This window comes from Saccharopolyspora terrae, assembly GCF_004348435.1.
GTDB classification, from domain to species: Bacteria; Actinomycetota; Actinomycetes; order Mycobacteriales; family Pseudonocardiaceae; genus Saccharopolyspora; species Saccharopolyspora endophytica.
The window spans coordinates 41,344-59,448 of record NZ_SMKS01000014.1 but is presented as its reverse complement, the minus strand read 5'-3'; the positions used below and the strand labels follow the sequence as shown (position 1 = coordinate 59,448).

9 protein-coding genes are annotated in these 18,105 nt (G+C 68.5%); all 9 read right to left on the bottom strand.

The window, feature by feature from the left end:
• Positions 1–92: 92 nt before the first annotated feature.
• Positions 93–2,195 carry an elongation factor G gene (fusA, locus tag E1181_RS11275; RefSeq protein WP_132673936.1) on the bottom strand — a complete coding sequence of 701 codons (2,103 nt, stop codon included), beginning with the start codon at positions 2,193–2,195 and terminating at the stop codon, positions 93–95.
• Positions 2,196–2,291: 96 nt separating this feature from the next.
• Positions 2,292–2,762 (bottom strand): 30S ribosomal protein S7, encoded by a 471-nt coding sequence (rpsG, locus tag E1181_RS11270; protein WP_132673935.1) that lies wholly within the window; start codon positions 2,760–2,762, stop codon positions 2,292–2,294.
• A complete protein-coding gene (rpsL, locus tag E1181_RS11265) occupies positions 2,762–3,136 on the bottom strand; it encodes a 30S ribosomal protein S12 (RefSeq protein WP_009948619.1) in 375 nt (124 codons plus the stop codon). Before rpsL ends, rpsG begins: the two co-directional genes overlap by 1 nt.
• A 508-nt stretch (positions 3,137–3,644) precedes the next feature.
• Positions 3,645–5,081: a TNT domain-containing protein gene (locus E1181_RS11260; protein WP_132673934.1), complete on the bottom strand. Its 1,437-nt coding sequence runs from the start codon at positions 5,079–5,081 to the stop codon at positions 3,645–3,647.
• On the bottom strand, positions 5,078–8,971 hold the full coding sequence (locus E1181_RS11255; RefSeq protein ID WP_207922109.1) for an ADP-ribosylglycohydrolase family protein: 3,894 nt from the start codon (positions 8,969–8,971) through the stop codon (positions 5,078–5,080). Before E1181_RS11255 ends, E1181_RS11260 begins: the two co-directional genes overlap by 4 nt.
• A gap of 17 nt (positions 8,972–8,988) precedes the next feature.
• Positions 8,989–10,998 carry a type VII secretion system-associated protein gene (locus E1181_RS11250; RefSeq protein WP_132673933.1) on the bottom strand — a complete coding sequence of 670 codons (2,010 nt, stop codon included), beginning with the start codon at positions 10,996–10,998 and terminating at the stop codon, positions 8,989–8,991.
• A gap of 398 nt (positions 10,999–11,396) precedes the next feature.
• Positions 11,397–12,635, bottom strand: a complete 1,239-nt coding sequence (locus E1181_RS11245) for an ADP-ribosylglycohydrolase family protein (RefSeq protein WP_165944591.1) — start codon at positions 12,633–12,635, stop codon at positions 11,397–11,399.
• Between the two features lie 171 nt (positions 12,636–12,806).
• Positions 12,807–17,789 carry a WXG100-like domain-containing protein gene (locus E1181_RS32550; RefSeq protein WP_132673931.1) on the bottom strand — a complete coding sequence of 1,661 codons (4,983 nt, stop codon included), beginning with the start codon at positions 17,787–17,789 and terminating at the stop codon, positions 12,807–12,809.
• On the bottom strand, positions 17,786–18,094 hold the full coding sequence (locus tag E1181_RS11235; protein WP_132673930.1) for an ESX-1 secretion-associated protein: 309 nt from the start codon (positions 18,092–18,094) through the stop codon (positions 17,786–17,788). Before E1181_RS11235 ends, E1181_RS32550 begins: the two co-directional genes overlap by 4 nt.
• Positions 18,095–18,105 lie beyond the last annotated feature (11 nt).

Below are 18,105 nucleotides of genomic sequence, written 5' to 3'. Positions count from 1 at the left end.
GCTCGCCGCCGTCTGGAGGGGATTGCTCCCCGGTCGCCTTCGCGAGGCGTCGCCTCTTGGCCGGCCCCGGTCACCCGAGGCCGACCAGCGGGTCACTCGCCCGTTGCCTTGGCGATGATCTCCTTAGCCACACCGGCCGGAACCTCGGCGTAGGAGTCGAACACCATCGAGTAGTTGGCACGACCCTGGGTCTTGGACCGCAGGTCGCCGACGTACCCGAACATCTCGGACAGCGGCACGAGAGCCTTGACGACGCGGGTACCGCTGCGCTCCTCCATGGCCTGGATGTGGCCACGGCGGGAGTTCAGGTCTCCGATGACATCGCCCATGTAGTCCTCGGGCGTGGTCACCTCGACCGCCATCATCGGTTCGAGCAGCGCCGGAGAAGCCTTGGCAGCCGCCTCCTTGAGCGCCATCGAACCGGCGACCTTGAAGGCCATTTCCGACGAGTCGACCTCGTGGTACTGGCCATCGAGCAAGGTCACCTTCACGCCGACCAGCGGGTAGCCGGCCAGCACGCCGTACTGCATGGCGTCCTGCGCACCCTGGTCAACCGACGGGATGTACTCCCGCGGGATCCGACCGCCGGTGACCTTGTTGTCGAACTCGTAGGTCGCGCTGTCGGACGTCTGCTCGATCGGGTCGAGCTTGATGATCACGCGCGCGAACTGACCGGAACCACCGGTCTGCTTCTTGTGCGTGTACTCGTACTTCTCGATCGACTTGCGAATCGTCTCGCGGTAGGCCACCTGCGGCTTACCGATGTTCGCCTCGACCTTGAAGTCGCTCTTCATGCGGTTGACCAGCACCTCGAGGTGCAGCTCACCCATGCCCTTGATGATCGTCTGACCGGTCTCGTCGTCCAGCTTGACCTGGAACGTCGGGTCCTCCTCGGCGAGCTTCTGGATCGCCGTGGAGAGCTTCTCCTGGTCAGCCTTCGTCTTGGGCTCGATGGCCACCTCGATGACCGGCGCCGGGAACGTCATCGACTCGAGGACGATGGGGTTCGCGGAGTCGCACAGGGTGTCACCGGTGGTGGTCTCCTTGAGACCGATCACCGCGTAGATGTGACCCGCCTGGATCTCCTCGACCGGGTTCTCCTTGTTGGAGTGCATCTGGAACATCTTCCCGATGCGCTCCTTGCGGCCCTTGGTCGAGTTGATGACCTGGGCACCGGAGGCGACCTTGCCGGAGTAGACCCGGATGTAGGTCAGCTTGCCGAAGAAGGGGTGCACCGCGATCTTGGAGACCAGCGCGGCGAACGGCTCCTGGGTGCTCGGCTTGCGCTCCGCGGGGGTCTCACCGTCCGGCAGGGTGCCCTGCACGGCGGGGACGTCCAGCGGCGAGGGCAGGTAGTCGACGACCGCGTCGAGCATGGGCTGAACGCCCTTGTTCTTGAACGCGGTACCGCAGAGGACCGGGAACGCGCTGCGCTCGACGGTGATCTTGCGGATGCCTTCCTTGATCTGCTCCTGGGTCAGCTCTTCGCCGCTGAAGTAGGCCTCCATGAGGGCCTCATCGGTCTCGGCGACGGCCTCGACGAGCTTCTCCCGGTACTCGGCGGCCTTGTCGGCCAGATCCGCCGGGATGTCCTCGACCTCGTAGTCAGTGCCCTTGGACACCTCACCACGCCAGGTCAGGGCCTTCATCTGAACCAGGTCGACGACGCCCTCGAACTCGGACTCCACACCGATCGGGAGCTGCAGGACCAGCGGCTTGGCGTGCAGCCGGTCCTCGATGGTGCTCACGGTGTAGTAGAAGTCCGCGCCCAGCTTGTCCATCTTGTTGACGAAGCAGATGCGGGGGACGTCGTACTTGTCCGCCTGGCGCCAGACCTGCTCGGACTGGGGCTCGACACCTTCCTTGCCGTCGAACACCGCGACCGCGCCGTCGAGGACGCGCAGCGAGCGCTCGACCTCGACGGTGAAGTCGACGTGGCCGGGGGTGTCGATGATGTTGATCTGGGTGTCGCCCCAGAACGTGGTGGTAGCAGCCGAGGTAATGGTGATACCCCGCTTCTGCTCCTCCTCCATCCAGTCCATCTGAGAAGCACCGTCGTGCGTCTCGCCGAGCTTGTGCGTGATCCCGGTGTAGTACAGGACCCGCTCGGTGGTGGTGGTCTTGCCCGCATCGATGTGGGCCATGATGCCGATGTTGCGGACCTTGGTCAGGTCAGTCAGCACGTCGCGTGCCACGAGATTCTTCCCCGTTCCCTAACAGCAGGTGCAAGTCGCGGTGACAGGTGCAAAGCTGTCGAATCGGTTCGGCTGGCGGGCAAGACCCACCAGATGTCACCAGCGGTAGTGCGCGAAGGCCTTGTTGGACTCCGCCATCTTGTGAGTGTCTTCGCGCTTCTTGACGCTCGCGCCGAGGCCGTTGCTCGCGTCCAGCAGCTCGTTCATGAGGCGCTCGACCATGGTCTTCTCGCGACGCTGCCGCGAGTAGGTGGTCAGCCAGCGCAGGGCGAGGGTGGTGGACCGGCCGGCCCGCACCTCGATCGGCACCTGGTAGGTCGCGCCACCGACGCGGCGGCTGCGGACCTCCAGGGTCGGCTTGACGTTGTCCAGGGCACGCTTGAGCGTGACGACCGGGTCGGTGCCGGTCTTCTCCCGGCAGCCTTCCAGGGCCGCGTAGACGATCTTCTCAGCCAGCGAACGCTTGCCGTCCACGAGGATCTTGTTCACCAGCTGCGTGACCAGCGGCGAGCCGTACACGGGATCAGCGTGCAGCGGCCGCTTCGGGGCCGGACCCTTGCGGGGCATCAGCTCTTCTCCTTCTTCGCGCCGTAGCGGCTGCGAGCCTGCTTGCGGTTCTTCACACCCTGGGTGTCAGCGGAACCACGGATGATCTTGTAGCGCACGCCGGGCAGGTCCTTCACACGGCCGCCACGAACGAGCACGATCGAGTGCTCCTGCAGGTTGTGGCCCTCACCCGGGATGTAGGCCGTGACCTCGATGCCGCTGGTCAGCTTGACACGAGCGACCTTGCGCAGGGCCGAGTTGGGCTTCTTCGGGGTGGTCGTGTACACGCGGGTGCACACGCCACGCCGCTGCGGGCTCCCCTTGAGCGCCGCGGTCTTGGTCTTGGCGACCTTGTCCTGGCGGCCCTTACGGACCAGCTGCTGGATGGTGGGCATGGACCGGCTTTCTGTCAGCGTTCGCGTCTTTTAGGTACTCGACCAAGCAGCCGCTCGTTCGAGCTTCGGCGTGCCCTGGGCGTCGAGCACCTGTCAGGCACTGTGTTTCGGGACTCCCCCGCACACGAGGTCGGGCGTGTCGCCCGCTCCTCGGCCCTCACAGCGCCCGTTCCGGCCGAAACCGAGGTAGACCCCAGAGGGTTTTCGGAAGAGTTCCACACATCCTCGGCGCTGCCGCGGCCCTCCACTCGGGCGGCCACGTCATGCACGGGCATGCGGATCGACCCGATTGGCGTCGGGTCCGATAAACAAAGATACCCGCCCCGTTCTCAGAGGGTCAAAACGGGGGTCCCCTTGACCTGCTCGATCACCCGGCGCGGGCTCCGCGCCACAGATGAGGTGCGAGCAATCATCGACTTCTCACAAGATTCTACCCCGTGTGACAAGCCCCTCCCGCCAACCGAGAACGGGGTGTCCGCGCGGACAACCCCGTTCTCCCGGCGACGGCTCAGGCCTCGGCCAGCCAGCCCTCTTCGGTCAGGACCTTCAGGGAGTTGGGCAGGACGTAGGCGGTCCCGCCGCCGACCTGGCCGTGCTCGGGCTTGGCGACGCCGGTGATGGCGTCGAACGCCTTCACCACCCGGTAGCGGCGGTACTGCCCCGGCTGGCGGCCCGGCGGCATGCTGCGCTGCGGGATCGTGGTGCCCGCGACGAACGCGGTGTTGCCGACCGGTTCGCCGAAGCGGTCGATCTCGTCGCCGGGCTGCAGCTGGACCACGAACTTCTGGTCGTAGGACGACAGCGGCGGCTCGTCGGCCATCTCCGGCCACGGGCACTCGAAGTCCAGCAGCGCCTCGTCCGGCTCCCGGAGGTAGCGGTCGCGCTCGACGGTCATCGCGCCGATCAGGAAGAACCCCGCCGTCCACGGGTCCGGGAAGCGGTGCTTGGGGTTCGGCCGGTCGTCGTGGGCCTCCACCGCCCACCAGCCGTCCGGCTCGGGCCGCATGCTCCAGCCGCCGCCGACCGGCTCGTCGAAGCTGTAGAACCGGCTGCTCACGCCCTGGGCCGCCAGGTGCGCGCCGACCGCCACGAAGGCGTCCTCCGGCCGGTGGGCCAGCATCGAGGCCGGGTCGGTGGCCAGGATCAGCGACTTGGCCTCGGCCGACTTCACGTCGGCGACCGTCGTCGGCGCCTGGTAGCGGGCGCGGCGGATGTGGTCGAGGAACTCCGGCGGCGGGGCGATGTCGTGCTCTTCTAGGTAGTAGGCCATCGCCTGCGGCCACACCCACACGCCGTCGGTGTGGAACTGCTTGGGCACCTCGGAGCCGCGCGCCGGGTCGAGCTCGTCGGCGTCGGTGGACATCGCCGACAGCACGATCTCGCCGCCGTTGAGGTAGCTGAACACCTCGCGCTTCTCGATCCACGGCACCGCCGGCCGGAACACCTGCGGCCTGCCCTGCGCGTCGCGGCCGTCGAACACCGGCAGCATCCGCAGCGGGCCGGTCGCCCCGTCCGGGTAGGTGACGGCGTCGACGAAGTGGTCCCAGGCCGGGGCGAGCAGCCACTGCTCGGGGTTGCGGCGCGGGTAGAACCGCAGTTCGTCCAGGTGAGCGCGTCCGTCCTCGGGCGCGTTCTGCCACTGCGGCTCGGCGTGGGAGGTGTGCAGCTCACCTCCGGAGAACACCGCGGAGGTCCAGGCGCCGGTCTCCGGGCGGTAGCCGACGTCGCGGATGCGGCGCAGCAGCTCGAAGACCTCATCGCTCGCGTCGGTCTCGAACCGGGTCCCCAGCGCGGTGCAGCGGACCTCGGCGGACCCCACCGCCGCACGCAGCGCCTGCAGCAGTTCCGCCAGCTGCGCGGTGCGGTCCGGGAACGCGCCGAACGCGGCCGGCGCCGGGAACGGCGGGTGCACCGGGAACGGGTCACCCTGCCTGACGTTGATCAACTGTCCCCCTCAACGGTTTCGGTGCTCGCCACCCCGTCGAGGCGGCGGCGGGGTGCCGGCTTCGGCGACGGGAAACCCCCGGCGTCGGCACCGACTGTCGCCGGTTCGGCCGACCACTGCGGCCGAACCGGGTAGCGCTCGTCCCAGTCCTGGTCGGACGGCGGGTCGATGGCGGCGCGGCCGGGCTGGAAGCCGCCGCGGCCGAACTCGGCGACGCAGTCCAGCGCCATCTGCTCGATGACGTCGCGCAGCTCCAGCTCGGCCAGCCAGTCCAGCGGCAGCGCACCCACGCCCTGCAGCGCGCCGACGATGTTGCCGCAGATCGCGCCGGTGGAGTCGCTGTCGCCGTCGTGGTGCACGGCGATCTTGAGCGCCAGCTCCACGTCCTCACCGGCCACCAGCGCCGCGCACACCGCGATCGCCACGGCCTGCTCGCCGACCCAGCCACCGCCGAGGACCTCGGCGACGCGCTCCGGCGTCGGCACGCCCTCGGCGGCCAGGTCCACGGCGGCCTTGATCGCGGCGGTGGTCTCCTCGTGGTCGTCCCAGGTCTCCAGCACCTGCAGGGCCAGCCACACGCCGTCGTCGAGGCTGCGACCCAGCAGCGCCTGCTGCACGATCACCGCCAGCGCACCCGCGGAGTGGTATCCGGCCGGGTGGCTGTGGGTGAGCGCGGCGGTGCGCGCCGCGAGCTCGAACACCTCGGCCGGATCGGTCGAGGTCAGCGCGACCGGTGCCGCGCGCATCGCGCCACCGCAGCCCTTGGAGTCGTTGATCGTCTCGGTCAGCGAACCGGCCCGGTGGCCGTCGCCGAAGGCGGTCAGCGCCCGGAAGATGGTCTTGCCGGGGGCGCGGGTGTGGAACAGGCCCGGGACCTCGACCAGCCAACCGTCCGGCACCGGGTGGTCGGCGAAGAACTCACCGGCCGCCGCGTCCCACTCGACGCCCTGGGTGTGCAGCCAGCGCTGGTAGGCCAGCTGCACCTCGGGCAGCGGGTCCGCGGCGCCGAGGGTGCGCGCGGCGACGCTGCCTCGGATCAGGCCCTCCGCGGTGAACAGCGTCATCTGCGTGTCATCGGTGATCGCCCCGTGCACGCCGTACGCCTCGCGCAGGCCGCTGGGGCCGGTCGCGCCGAAGCGCTCGGTGATCTGCGCGGCGGTGATGAACTCCAGGTCGGCGCCCAGCGCGTCGCCGAGAGCGCCTCCGAGGAAGCAGCCCAGGACCCGCTCGGTCAGCGACGGGGCGGCATCGCCCGGTCCCTCGGTCTTGCCGTGCACGCGACGGCCGGCCGAGATCGGAAGGGCCTCGACCACCTGCGGTTCCGGCTCGGCGGGCACGTCCTCGGCGTCGTCGACCGCGGTGTCCTCGGCGTCCGCAGCGTTGTCCGCGGTGGTGTCCTCGGCGTCTGGCGTGGTGTCTTCCGCGCTTGCGGCGGTGTCCTCAGTGGCGGGAGTGACGACCTCTTCGGGTTCGTCGAGGTCGGAGGCAACATCCTCTGCCAGCTCCTCGACGACGGTGCGAGCGACGTCCTCCTCCCGCTCCTCGACGAGTGCGGCCGGCTCGACTTCCTCCGGCTCCTCGGTGAAGGCGACCTCGTCCCGCTCGGCCTCGTCCGACTCGGTTTCGTCCCGCGCGAGTTCGTGCAGCTCGGGTTCGTCCCGTTCGACTTCGCTCAGCTCGGTTCCGCGCGGTTCGGCTTCCTGCGGTTCTTCCGTCGCCTCGTTCTCCACGTCGTCGGCGACTTCGGTTTCGAGGTCTTCCGGCGCGCTGCCCTCAGCATCGACGTCCTCCGGCGCGGCGAACTCGGCTACGGCGCCTTCCGACTCCGCGAACTCGGCTTCGGCGTCTTCCGGCTCGGTGGCCTCGGCTTCGGCAACTTCCGGCTCGGTGGCCTCAACTTCCGGTCCGTCGGCCTCGGCGTCGGAGTCCTCCGGCTCGGCGGTGGGCTCGTCCGCTTCCTCGGCGACCTCGACCGGTTCGGGTTCCGGCTGGATCGACGAGATCTTCGCGAGAGCCGGGACCACATCGGGGATCACGTCGGGGTCCGGTCTCAGGTCGATCGGCGACGGTTCCGGCTCGGCGTCGGCGAAGCGGAGTTCGGGGTCGGAGTCGCGGGTGAAGCGGGCGTCCGGCTCGGGCTCGTTGTCGTCGCGCGCGGGCACGGCGATCAGGTCGAAGGGCGAACCGATGCCGCTCACGTCCACGACGGTGGAGCCGGCGGGCTCACCGGAGTCCGACACGGCCTCGACGACCTGCGTCGTTTCGGTCTCCGACTCGGGTTCCGGCTCGGGTTCGAGGTCGACCACGGGCGTTTCGGGGATCGGCGCGGGTTCGGCGATCTCCGGTTCGGGCTCGTCGGCTTCGCCCGGGTCGAGGTCGATGGGCGTGCGGGGACGCGGTTCGAGGTCGACGGGGGTTCGATCCGGTTCCGGCTCGGAGCCGATGGCCGCGAAGACCGCGGTGGTCTCGGTTTCCCGCTCGGGCTCGGGAGCGGGCGCGGAGGCCGGGAACGTCGGGGCACCGATCTGGCCGGTGCTCCGCGTCTCGAACCGCGGAATCTCCTCCCGCGCAGGCGGTTCCGGCTGGACGACCGGTTCGGGCGCGGGGGTCTGCGCGACCGGCGGCTCCGGTGCGACCGGCTGCGGCGAGGCGGGCTGGGCGGAGGGCGGCGGGGTGTCGGCCGTGATCGCCGGCATCACCATCGTCTGCTCGGCGGAGCCCTCGACGGTCTTCGCCGGTCCGGCGGGGATCTGGCGAGGTCCGGTCTGCTGGGGTCCGCGCGTGTAGCGCTGCGCCCACTGCGGCGGTGGCGGCGGCGCGAACGCCTCGGTCGCGTCGCCGCACAGGGTCTCGATGACCTGCCGGAGTTCGAGTTCGTCCAGCCACTGCGCGGGAATCGCGGCGGGACCGTGCAGCGCACCGGCGAGCTGCCCGGCGAGCGCACCCGTGACGGCGCTGTCGGCGGAGTTGTTCACCGCGACCTGCACGGCGTCGGCGAAGGTGCGGGTGCTGCCGACCGCGGCGAGCGCGATGCCGAGCTCACCGGGCTTGTCGACGACGTCGAACTCGATGTCGATGTCCAGCGGGCCGGGGGTTCCGCCGCGCTGACCGGTGAACATGGCCGCGTGAACGGTCCGCCGCACGTCGGCGGGCACCCCGGCCACCCGGTAGGCGGCGTTGAGCCTGCGCTGATCGGAGCTGGTGACGGCGTCCCACAGCGGGATGCCGCGGATGAGCTGCGCCAGCACGTCGGCGTGCACACCGGCCGCGGCAACGGAGTTGGCGCCGGAGGTGAAGAGGTTCGCGATGCCCGCGCCCGCCGCGTACACGCCTTCGGGCACGTTGGACCACACCATCGCCGGGGCTGCCAGCACCGGGTAGTCGGCGGAACCGTCGACGTCCACCGGCGGGTGCAGACGACCGTCGGGTCCCAGCGGCGACCGCGCCGCCATGCGCCCGAGCAGTCCGAGGGCGTTGCCGGCCGGGTTGCGGGTCGAGTACAGCTCGCGGCGTTCCAGCAGCCAGCTGGTGGGCGCGGGTTCGGTCGCCGCGAACGCCGACATCGCGTACTCCCACGGCACGCCCTGGGTGTGCAGCCAGCGCAGGTGGTTCGCGAAGACGAACTCGGTGGGTAAGCCGGTGCAGCCCTCGGCCTTGGCGCGCAGCAGGCCTTCGAGGGTGAACACGGTGAGCTGCGTCAGGTCGGTGACGGCGCCGCGCCTCCCGTAGACGGGGAGGTAGTCGGCGACGCCGCGCGGACCGAACCACTGCTGTATCTCGGCGGTCGAGGTGTGCCGAACCCCGGCACCGAGGGCATCGCCCACGGCGCCGCCGAGCAGCGCACCTCGGAAACGATCGGCCCAGCTCAGCTGCCGTTGCGGGTCGGTCATCGCCTTCTCCTCGTTGCTCACCAGGCGGGGTAGCGCTGCGCCCACCCCGGGTCCGTCGGTGGTCCCGGGCTGAACTCCGCCAGCGCGTCCTCGGCCACGGTTTCGACCAGTCCGCGCAGTTCGAGGGTCTCCAGCCACTCCGGCGGAATGGCCCGAGTCCCGTAGAGCGCCCCGCCAATGTTGCCGCACACCATCCCGGTGGAATCCGAGTCCCCCGAGTGATTCACCGAAAGAAGCAGTGCCTCCCGCAGGTCGTCGGTGGCCAGCACGGCGTAGAGGCCGATGGCGAGAGCCTCCTCACCGACCCAGCCACCACTCAACTCCTGCGCGATCTCCTCAGGAGAAACGACTCCGCGCTCGGCCAGCGCGACCGCCTTGTCGAGAATCCGCAGCTGCTCCTCGTGCTCCCGCCACCGCGTCAGCAGTTCCCGAGCCAACCGCACGGCCTCGCGCAGCGGAACCTCCCGGATCAGCTGATGCACGATCACCGCCAACACACCGGCGGACAAGAACCCGCTGGGATGGCTGTGCGTCAACGCAGCAGTCCCGACAGCTGCGTAGAACACCTCGGCCGGATCGTTCGACCACGCCGCCACCGGCGCAGCCCGCATCACTCCGCCGCACCCCTTGGAGTCGTTGATCCGGTTGTGCGGAGTCGCCGAAACCCCGGTCTGCGCGAAGTTCGCCAACGCCGACATGCACGTGCTGCCCGGAGCCCGACTCGCGAACAGCTCCCAGTTGGTGATCAACCACCCGTCAGGCCGCTGCAGGTGCTGCGCATACGGCCCGCCAGCGGTGCGCCACTCCGGCCCCTGCGTGTGGTACCAGCGCTGATACGCGTGCTGCACCTCAGGAACCGGATCGTTGTCGGTCGGCTTCATCCGCCGAGCCACATGCGCCCGAATCAACCCTTCGAGCGTGAACAGCATCATCTGGGTGTCATCAGAGATCTGAGCGACCCCGTCCCGCGACACCGGCCCGGTCACCCCATCAGCCCCGTGATGCCGCCGAATCATCCCGATGTCGCTGAACTCGACCGCATACCCCAGCGCATCCCCCATCGCCCCACCAAGCATTGAACCGAGAAACCGCTCGTGGGCGTCGATGGGCTTGGCGGGTTCGGGGGCGGGTTTCGGAGCCTGCGCGGCCGCTCGGTGCTGCTCCAGCACCTTCTTGAGCACCGTTCCCTCGATGTGAGCCTGGTGTGCTGTTCCCAGGTCGATCACGAGGTCCACATCGTCCAGAAGCGGCTCGATCGAGCCCAGGTTGGCTTTGTTGGCTCCCTTGGCGAAGTCGGGCACGTACTTGACAGCCGAAGCCGCGACCAGCACCGGCCGCTCTCCAAGAGGAAAGCCCGCAGCAACGCCCTCTTCGTCCACGACCAGCGCGAAGTCGCTGCCGGAGAGCACTGCCACGAGCGCGTCGGCCGAGACGTAGCCGGTCGCGTACAGATGCAGCACCTTCTCCAACTCGCTGACCGGCTCGGGATACCCCAGGGTTCGCGGCGACGGGCGGTATTCAGAGTTCGGCCCGTACCGAGTGGTGAGCTCACCCGCCTCGTCCGCCCAGTACGCGCCGACGAACGCGTAACCGGGAATGCTCTCGCGCGGGTGTCCCTGATACATCACATCCGGAGCACCGATCCACGTGCCCGGCGCTTGCCGGGCCGCCGCACGCATCTCGTCGGTGCTGTCGGGCGCCGAATGCATGATCGCCCGCGAACCGATCAGCATCACGTCAGACGTGTGGGGTGACGCGACAACGTGCACGTTGAGGTCAGCGAGTCTCGGAAGCAGCTTGTACCCGATCACCAAGGTGCTGCCGGGAGCGAAGTCCGGCACGTTGTCCTTGCGCGTGCACACCCAGATCTGCTTCTTCTCCTGGCCCTCAACACTCACCAAGACCGGCTCCTGCGCGTCCTCCGAACTCACCAGGAACAACCGCGCCCTCAAGAACTCCTTGTAGACCTCACCAATCGCCTCGGGGTCATTCGCATACCGCTCAATGGCCTGTTCCAGCGCGGTCATCTGGTCCTCCGTACTCACGCATCACCAACCCGGATACCGGCGCAGCCAAGCGTCATCTGCCGGAACGTCGGCGCTGAATCCCATCTCCACGTCGTTGAAAAGGCGCTGCGGAAGTCGCCTAGATCCAACGGAGCGCTCATGCTGCGCGGGACCCCCTGAACCCCGAGCTCTGCCCCCAACATAAGTCCGCTGATCGCATCCAGAGCCGAACGGTGCGGGCTGTAGTTGATCGCCTGACCCTCCACGCTCACCATGACGGGGTCAGGCACGTTCTGTCAGCTGACAAGGAACAACTCGGCGTCCAGGAACTCCAGGTAGATCGCCTCAGAATCGTTGACCTACCGCTCGATCGCCTGCTCAAGCTCGGTCACCGACCCCTGCGCACTCTCAATCACCTGTCACCAGCCCGGATACCGGCGCATCCATTCGTCATCCCTCGGGGGTTCCGGGTTGACCTCGCGCTCGAAGTCGTCGAACAGGGTGTCCAGGACTTCCCCCAGCTGCAAGGGAGCACGCAAGCTGCGAGGGACTCCCTGCACGCCGAGTTCGGCTCCCAGGAACATCCCGCTGACCGCACCCACGACCGACCGATGCGGGCTGTAGTTCATCGCCAGCAGGATCGCCTCACGTACATAGTCACTGGCCAATGCGACGTAGACCGAGATAGCCAGCGCCGAGGCGCCGTCGGATCCATCCCCGAGCTCGTCCCGCAACTGCGCTGTCCGCATCGGCGTGTACTCGCTCTCGATGAGCTCCATGGCCCGCTTGACCAGTGCCATCGTGCGTTCGTGCCCAGGCCAGCGCTCCAGCTCCTGAAGCCCGACTCCGACACACATCGTGAACGGAACCGCCTTGACCTTCAGCCGCAGGATCTGCGCGACAACACCACCCGCCAGGTAGTCATCCGGGTGCCCGTGGGTCAGCGCCGCAAGCCCAGCGCCGATCGAGAAAGCCTCCCTGGGCTGCTCCGCCCACAGTTCACCGAGCCCGGCACGGGGAAGCACATCACCACCGCGAGCACGCCCGACAGGGTTCTGAAGAGTCGAGGGAGCACCCGTCCTGGCGTAGTTCGTCAGCGTCTCAAGGACACCGGGATTGGGCAGGTGCCGCGTGTAAAGACGCCGGTCCCCGACAAGCCAGCCGTCCGGCTCTGCAGTCTGGGCCGCGAAGGGACCTCCGCATTCCGGCCACCTGCCCTGCTGCCCCCAGCCAACGACCTGGGTGTACAGCCAGCGCTGATACGCGTGCTGCACCTCGGCCAACGGCTGCCTGTCCTCACCTTGGAGTCTGCTCGCCAGCTGCGCTCTGATGATTGCTTCAAGACCGAACGCGGTCAGCTGCGTGACAGCAGTGGGCAACAGGACGTTGTGCGGGACGAACTCGATGAGCAGGTCCTCTTCCAGCATGATGATCGGCCGCCATGGAAATCGGTGCGCCGCACCGGCGTTGACCGCAGCACCATAAGCATCACCGATCGCAGCTGCGAGGAAGGCACCGCGGTGTCGCTCGAAGGTGTTGGCGACCGTCAACGGCTCTTTTGTCTCGGGATCAAGCCATTGCAATTCCCGGGCCTTCGGGGCGAACTCCAACGCAGCGGCCAGATTAGGATCGAGGTTCTCCGGAAAGCTCTTCCGCATCTCGAGCCGCTCTGTCCACTCCGTGTGCCAGAGGAGGGCTTTACGGCTCCGCCGCCCATCGCTATCGGCAGGCCATCCCCTGGGGCGAATCCGCTCGTCCCACATCACATCTCACTTTCGTCAGCAGGCCCACACCGATTCGGAGAATTCTCAGCAGCGCAGCAACCCAGCCTAGCGCAGCCCACGAATGTCACCGCCCCACGCCTGACCGGTGATCATTCCGCTCTGTTGAACTTCTCGGAGCCGCGAGAGAGCGCCGTTGATCTCATCGTCGCTGAGTCCGGACAGCCGGAGCCTCTCCTCCATGCGCCCGGTGTCCACGCTCCTGATGCCGGCAAGGACTTCGTCAGAAAGCGGCTTGTCCTTGAACTCCGTGATGAAAGGTGAGTCAAGCGCATAGTTGGCGCGGTCGACGGACGAGGGGAAGCAGTACCCGTGGTCGATCAGCACGAGGCCGTTATAACCATCGCGTCGCATGAAGTTCCCCATGTTCCTGTCGACGTTCCCCGAGACATAATCGAAGATCGCAGCGCGCTGCCTATCGTCGATGGGGAATTCTGACATTCTGGCGGAGCCGCTTCTCTCCAACTTGTCGAACGGAACGGCATCTCCGACCCATTCCTGCAGAACGCCCTGCCCCTTTGGGCCATCCCACTCAACCGACTTGGGCGTCATCCGCCCAAACCCGAGATCCTCAGCTAAACGTGAACCAGCGACTTCCCGCTTCGGGGTGTCACCAAAAGTGAAAGCCCTGTCCTCGTACCGCTTGTAAACACCCTCGGTCCCGTCTTGGAACCTGACATACCTCGGACGAGTCGACCCTTCACTGAGCTCCTCGGACACGTAGTCGGTCCGGTCTTCGACCTGCGCCAGCCAGCGTCTTTCGCCCGCGGTGATGCCGACCTGGGGCATGTTTTCGTCATCGAGGTGACGAAGCCAATCCCACTTGCGGATATCCCTCGGAACAGGCTCGCCAACCAGAGGGTCTGGCTCGCCGCTTGCCGGAACGTCTTGATCGTCCTTGAGGCCGCCCGGACCGTCATCGGTGGGGGCCGAGTCGTGATCTTCAGGCTCGGGCCGAGTAGTGCCGGGTTCCTCCCGTCGAGTACCGGGATCCCAGTCGTGATAGTCAGGATCTTCCAGGAAACTTGGCTCGCCATGGTGGTACGTGTCCCGATGGCGATCAAAACCAGTGTCCGCAGCAGGCCGTTCCACGGGCCTGGGGTTGAACGGCTCGTCGAAGGACTGTGATCCCCGTGGCCCGAAGCCGCCGTCGGTTCGCGGTCCCACGTTCTGCTGATGCCCGATCATTCCGCCCTGGTCGAACGCCTGCGAGCCTCGCGGGCCGAAACCACCGTCGGTGCGTGCGCCGGGAAACGCGCCGTGGGACGGGTCCTGCGGGTTTCCTGCTCGTGATCCGAGCGGAGTCTGCGGGTGCGGATGACCACTTGGAACGCCCGGCCCTGGCGGTGTCTGTCCTGTGTTCGGACGTGGGTCGAAGTCGGAGCGGACCCTTGCCGCGTGAGATCCAGTTTCGGGTGCGTTCTGGTGCGTCTTCGACGGGTTCCTCGGGTCGAAGTCGTTCCCGACCCGGTTCGGGGTATGGGGGTGCGCCGGTCTGTTGACGGGAGGACCCGGGTCGAAGTCCTCCAGCACTCGCCTCGGCGTCTCCGGAGCCTGCGGCCGGGGTGTTTGTGCTGGTGACTGGGGTCCTTTCTGGGGGTGGGGCCGGTGTTGGGCGTGCGGCGGCGCCGGAGCCTGCTGGCGGGGTGGTTGCTGCGGGGCTCCTTGCTGCGGGTGGGGTTGGTTGTGCGGCTGCTGGGGAGCGCCGTGGTGTGGCGGGCCCGGTTGGTGCGGAGGACCTGCCTGGGGGTGCGGTTGTGCGTACGGGTTGTTCGCGACCGTCGCCTGCTGGTTCCAGCCCTGTTGCGGGTGCGGCTGCTGGTACGGGCTGTGCTGCGGGTGCGCCTGGTACGGACCTGCCTGCTGAGGCGGGTTGAACTGGCCCTGGTTCGGTGCGTGCGAGGGCTGGCCGGTCGGGCCGAAGCCCTGGTGGCCCGCAGGACCGAAGCCCTGCTGCGGGTTCGGCGCGTAGCCCTGCTGCGGAAATCCCTGCTGCTGCGGGTAGTTCTGCGGCGGGAAGCCGTGCTGCTGCGGGTGGCCCTGCTGCGGGAACCCTTGCTGGGGATGGCTCTGTTGCGGTGGGGCCGGATGAGGTGATGGTTGGCCCTGCGTCGGGCTGAGCGGCCCTTGTGGGGGTGCGTTGCTGTAGTTGTGGCCGGTGACCGGGTCGATGGAGAAGTCTTCGTCCTTGCGTCGGCCGAAGATGCCTCGGATTTGGGCGCGTTCGGCTTGGACGCCGTGGCGGACCCATTCCGGTTGGTGGCCTGGGGGGTAGGGGCTGCTGTGGACGGCTTTGGTGCCGTCGGGGCGGAAGGCGGTCCACTCGCCCGGGGAGTCGAGGCGGGGCTTCGGGGAGCCTGACTCGTCCTTGTCGAACTTGGCGCTGGATTCGCTGGCGTAGATGTTGCCGTGGTTGTCGACCCAGGCGTTGGTGTTCGGGGCCAGCACCTCGACGCCCAGCTCTTCGGAGAGCTGCTGGGCGAAGTTCTTGGAGCCGTCGGGAACGTCGGCGCCGGTCTCGCAGGAGACCAGGCGGATCGGCGTGCCCTCCTTGTAGCCCGAGGAGCCCCTGATGATCTCGGCGAGTTCCTTCGCGTCGAGATCGATGTGCTTGAACTTCACTCCGTTCGGGCCGCCGTGCATCTCGACCGTGAACCGGTTGGGGTCGACCGAGCACCTGGGCCGCTTGTGCGCCCATTCGGCCCGCCCGAAGTAGTCCTTCACCGGAGGTTTGGTGAACGACAGACCTGCGCCGGTGGCTTCGATGTCGCGCCGGAACGGTCCGAGCTTGTCCCGGAGCTCGGGCGAGATGTTGAGGCGAGGGGTGTGGTCGACCATGTGGTGCCCGGCCTGCCACTGGTCCTTCGGCGGGGTCTCGGCCGCCATCGACTCCGCCGTCGAAACCTTCGGCTCATCGAGTTTTGACCGCTCAGGAAGGCTGTTCGGCGTTTCGGGGGGCCGCTGCGCGGGGATCGGCGTGCGGGGTGAATCCGCGGTGCGCAGGTGGGGCGATCGGGGCGGGGCGCTCTGCGGGCGCTGCACCGGCGTTCCCTGCCGGACCGGAGCGTGGGGCGCACCGGACCGGACGGGCCGCATCGGCGCGGGCGCGTGCGGGGCCTGGCGAGGCGGCATCCCGCCCCTGGGCGCGTGCGCGGGGGCGTCCGGGCGCGGGCCCGCGGGGTGGCTCGGGGAACGCGGAGTCCGAGGCGCGTTGCCGGGGAGGTCGCGGACAGCACCCGGATGTCCCGAGGTACCGGTCCAGCCACCCGGGCCCTGGCGTCCACCGCGCGGCGACGGCGTTGCGCTGCCGGGGGCCGACGGGCTCGCCGGGGCACCCGGGCCACCGGCCGGGGCGTTGCCCGACGGCTGGTCCGGGCGCGGGGCCGCGGGGGTCGACTGCGGCGCGGCCGCGTCCGGCCTCGCCGGGGCGTCGACGGCGGCCGCCGAGGTGCTGGCGGGGGCTCGCGGAACGTCGGAGGTGTGCGGCCCCGACGTCGAACCGCCCGAGCCGGCGTTGCTCGACCCCGCGTCGGCGCGAGTCGATCCACCCGAGTCCGGGTGCGGCTGGGAGCCCGTCCCCGCATCGGGGCGAGCCTGCGGTCCGCCGGAGTCCGCGTGCGGCTTAGAGCCCGAGCTCGGACCGGGATCGGCATGCGGTTGCGCTCCCGAACCGGAGTCGGATCGCGTTGAACCGCCCGAGCTCGAAGCATCCTGCGTCCCAGAACCGGAGTCGGTGCGGCTCGATCCGCCCGAGCCCGAACCGTCCTGCGACTGGGAACCGGTGTCGGACCGAGCCGAATCTCCGGAGCTCGAGCCGTCCTGCGACCCCGAACCGGAATCGGTCCGCGTCGATCCACCCGGATCAGCGCTCGATCGCGAATCCGGGGCCACGTCGCCGCGGCCACCAGCGGAACTCCCTGAACCAGTACCGTCCGAAGTGGACCCGGGGCGCGGAGCACCGGTGTCCCCAGTGGATTCCGATCGCGCCGACGACGGCGCTTCCCCCTGCCCCGAAGCACCGCTCGACGGTCGAGGGCCGGACTCGCCACCACCGGAAGACGAATCCCCCGAGGACGAGTCGCTGTCCCCCGAACTCGGGGCGTCCGGGCCGCCGCCGAACTTGGCGTTGTGCTTGCCGACGACGTCGGTGCCGAAGGTGTCGTCGACCTTCTGCCACGTCTTCTTCGCCAGGTGTTCGGCGACGTCGAGCTTCTCGGCGACCTTGCCGATCGCCCCAGCACCGGCCTTCCCCTTGTCGCCGAGGGTTTTCATGATGTCGCCGAAGACCTCGGCGAGCTTGGCGAGCTTCGGGGAGACGTTGCTGATCGTCCTGGTCAGCTTGCCGACGATGTCGGCGATCTTGGTGACCGTCTTGGAGATGAACGCGATCGCCTGCGGGATCACCCAGGCCAGCGAGGCGATCGGCGGCAGCAGGGCTTCCAGCGCGTAGGTGATCAGGCGCGAGATGCAGTCGGCGACCAGGTCGCGAACGAACTCGCGGACGAACGAGACGACCTCGCCCATGATCGTCACGACCGAGCTGATGGTCCCCGCGAGCTTCGCCGCTCCGTCGAGGGCTTCGCCCTTCTCGGCGGCGGTCCTGCGGTAGGCGTCGCCGGCGGCACCGGTCCAGCTCGCGGTGTCGGCCTTGACGGCGTCCTTGTACTGGCTCGCGGCTTGCTCGACCGCCTTGGAGACGTTCTCCCAGGTCTTGCCGTAGGCGGCGACGCCGTCGGGGTCTCCGGCGAACCAGTCGAGGGCTTCCTTGAGCGGCTGGACGTGCTCGATCAGCCAGGACAACCCGTAGGAGAGCAGGGTGCCGATGGGGTCGACGGCGAGGCTGATGCCCTCCATCGCGAGCCCGCCGTAGGCGAGGCCGGACTCGACCCAGCTCGAGCCCTCGTTGAGGCTGGAGACGTCGTTGACGGACTCGGCGATGCCGATGCCGCTCGCCCAGCCCGCGTCACCGCTGCCCTGGGTGATGAAGCCGTCGTTGCTCTCCGGCTGCTTCTCGACGAGCGGGTTCGTCACGGCTGCACTCCGCGGATCAGCGCGCTGTTGGAGTCGTCGACCTGCTGGTAGTCCTCGGCGGTGGCGCGGACGTCGTCGGCGATCTTCTGCATCGACGTCACGGCCCCGCGCAGCGCCTCGACGCCGATCTGCTCGACCGGGTCGATCATCCACGCGAAGGGGCGGCACAGGATGCCGTAGGCGTCGTTGTTCAGCGAAACCTGCTGCGAGGCGTCGACGGCCGTGCTCAGCTGATCCACCACACCGTCCACTTTGGACGCGTGGGTGCGCAGGTTCTCGATGGCGACGTTCATCTCGTCAGGCATGTGCAGTCCCC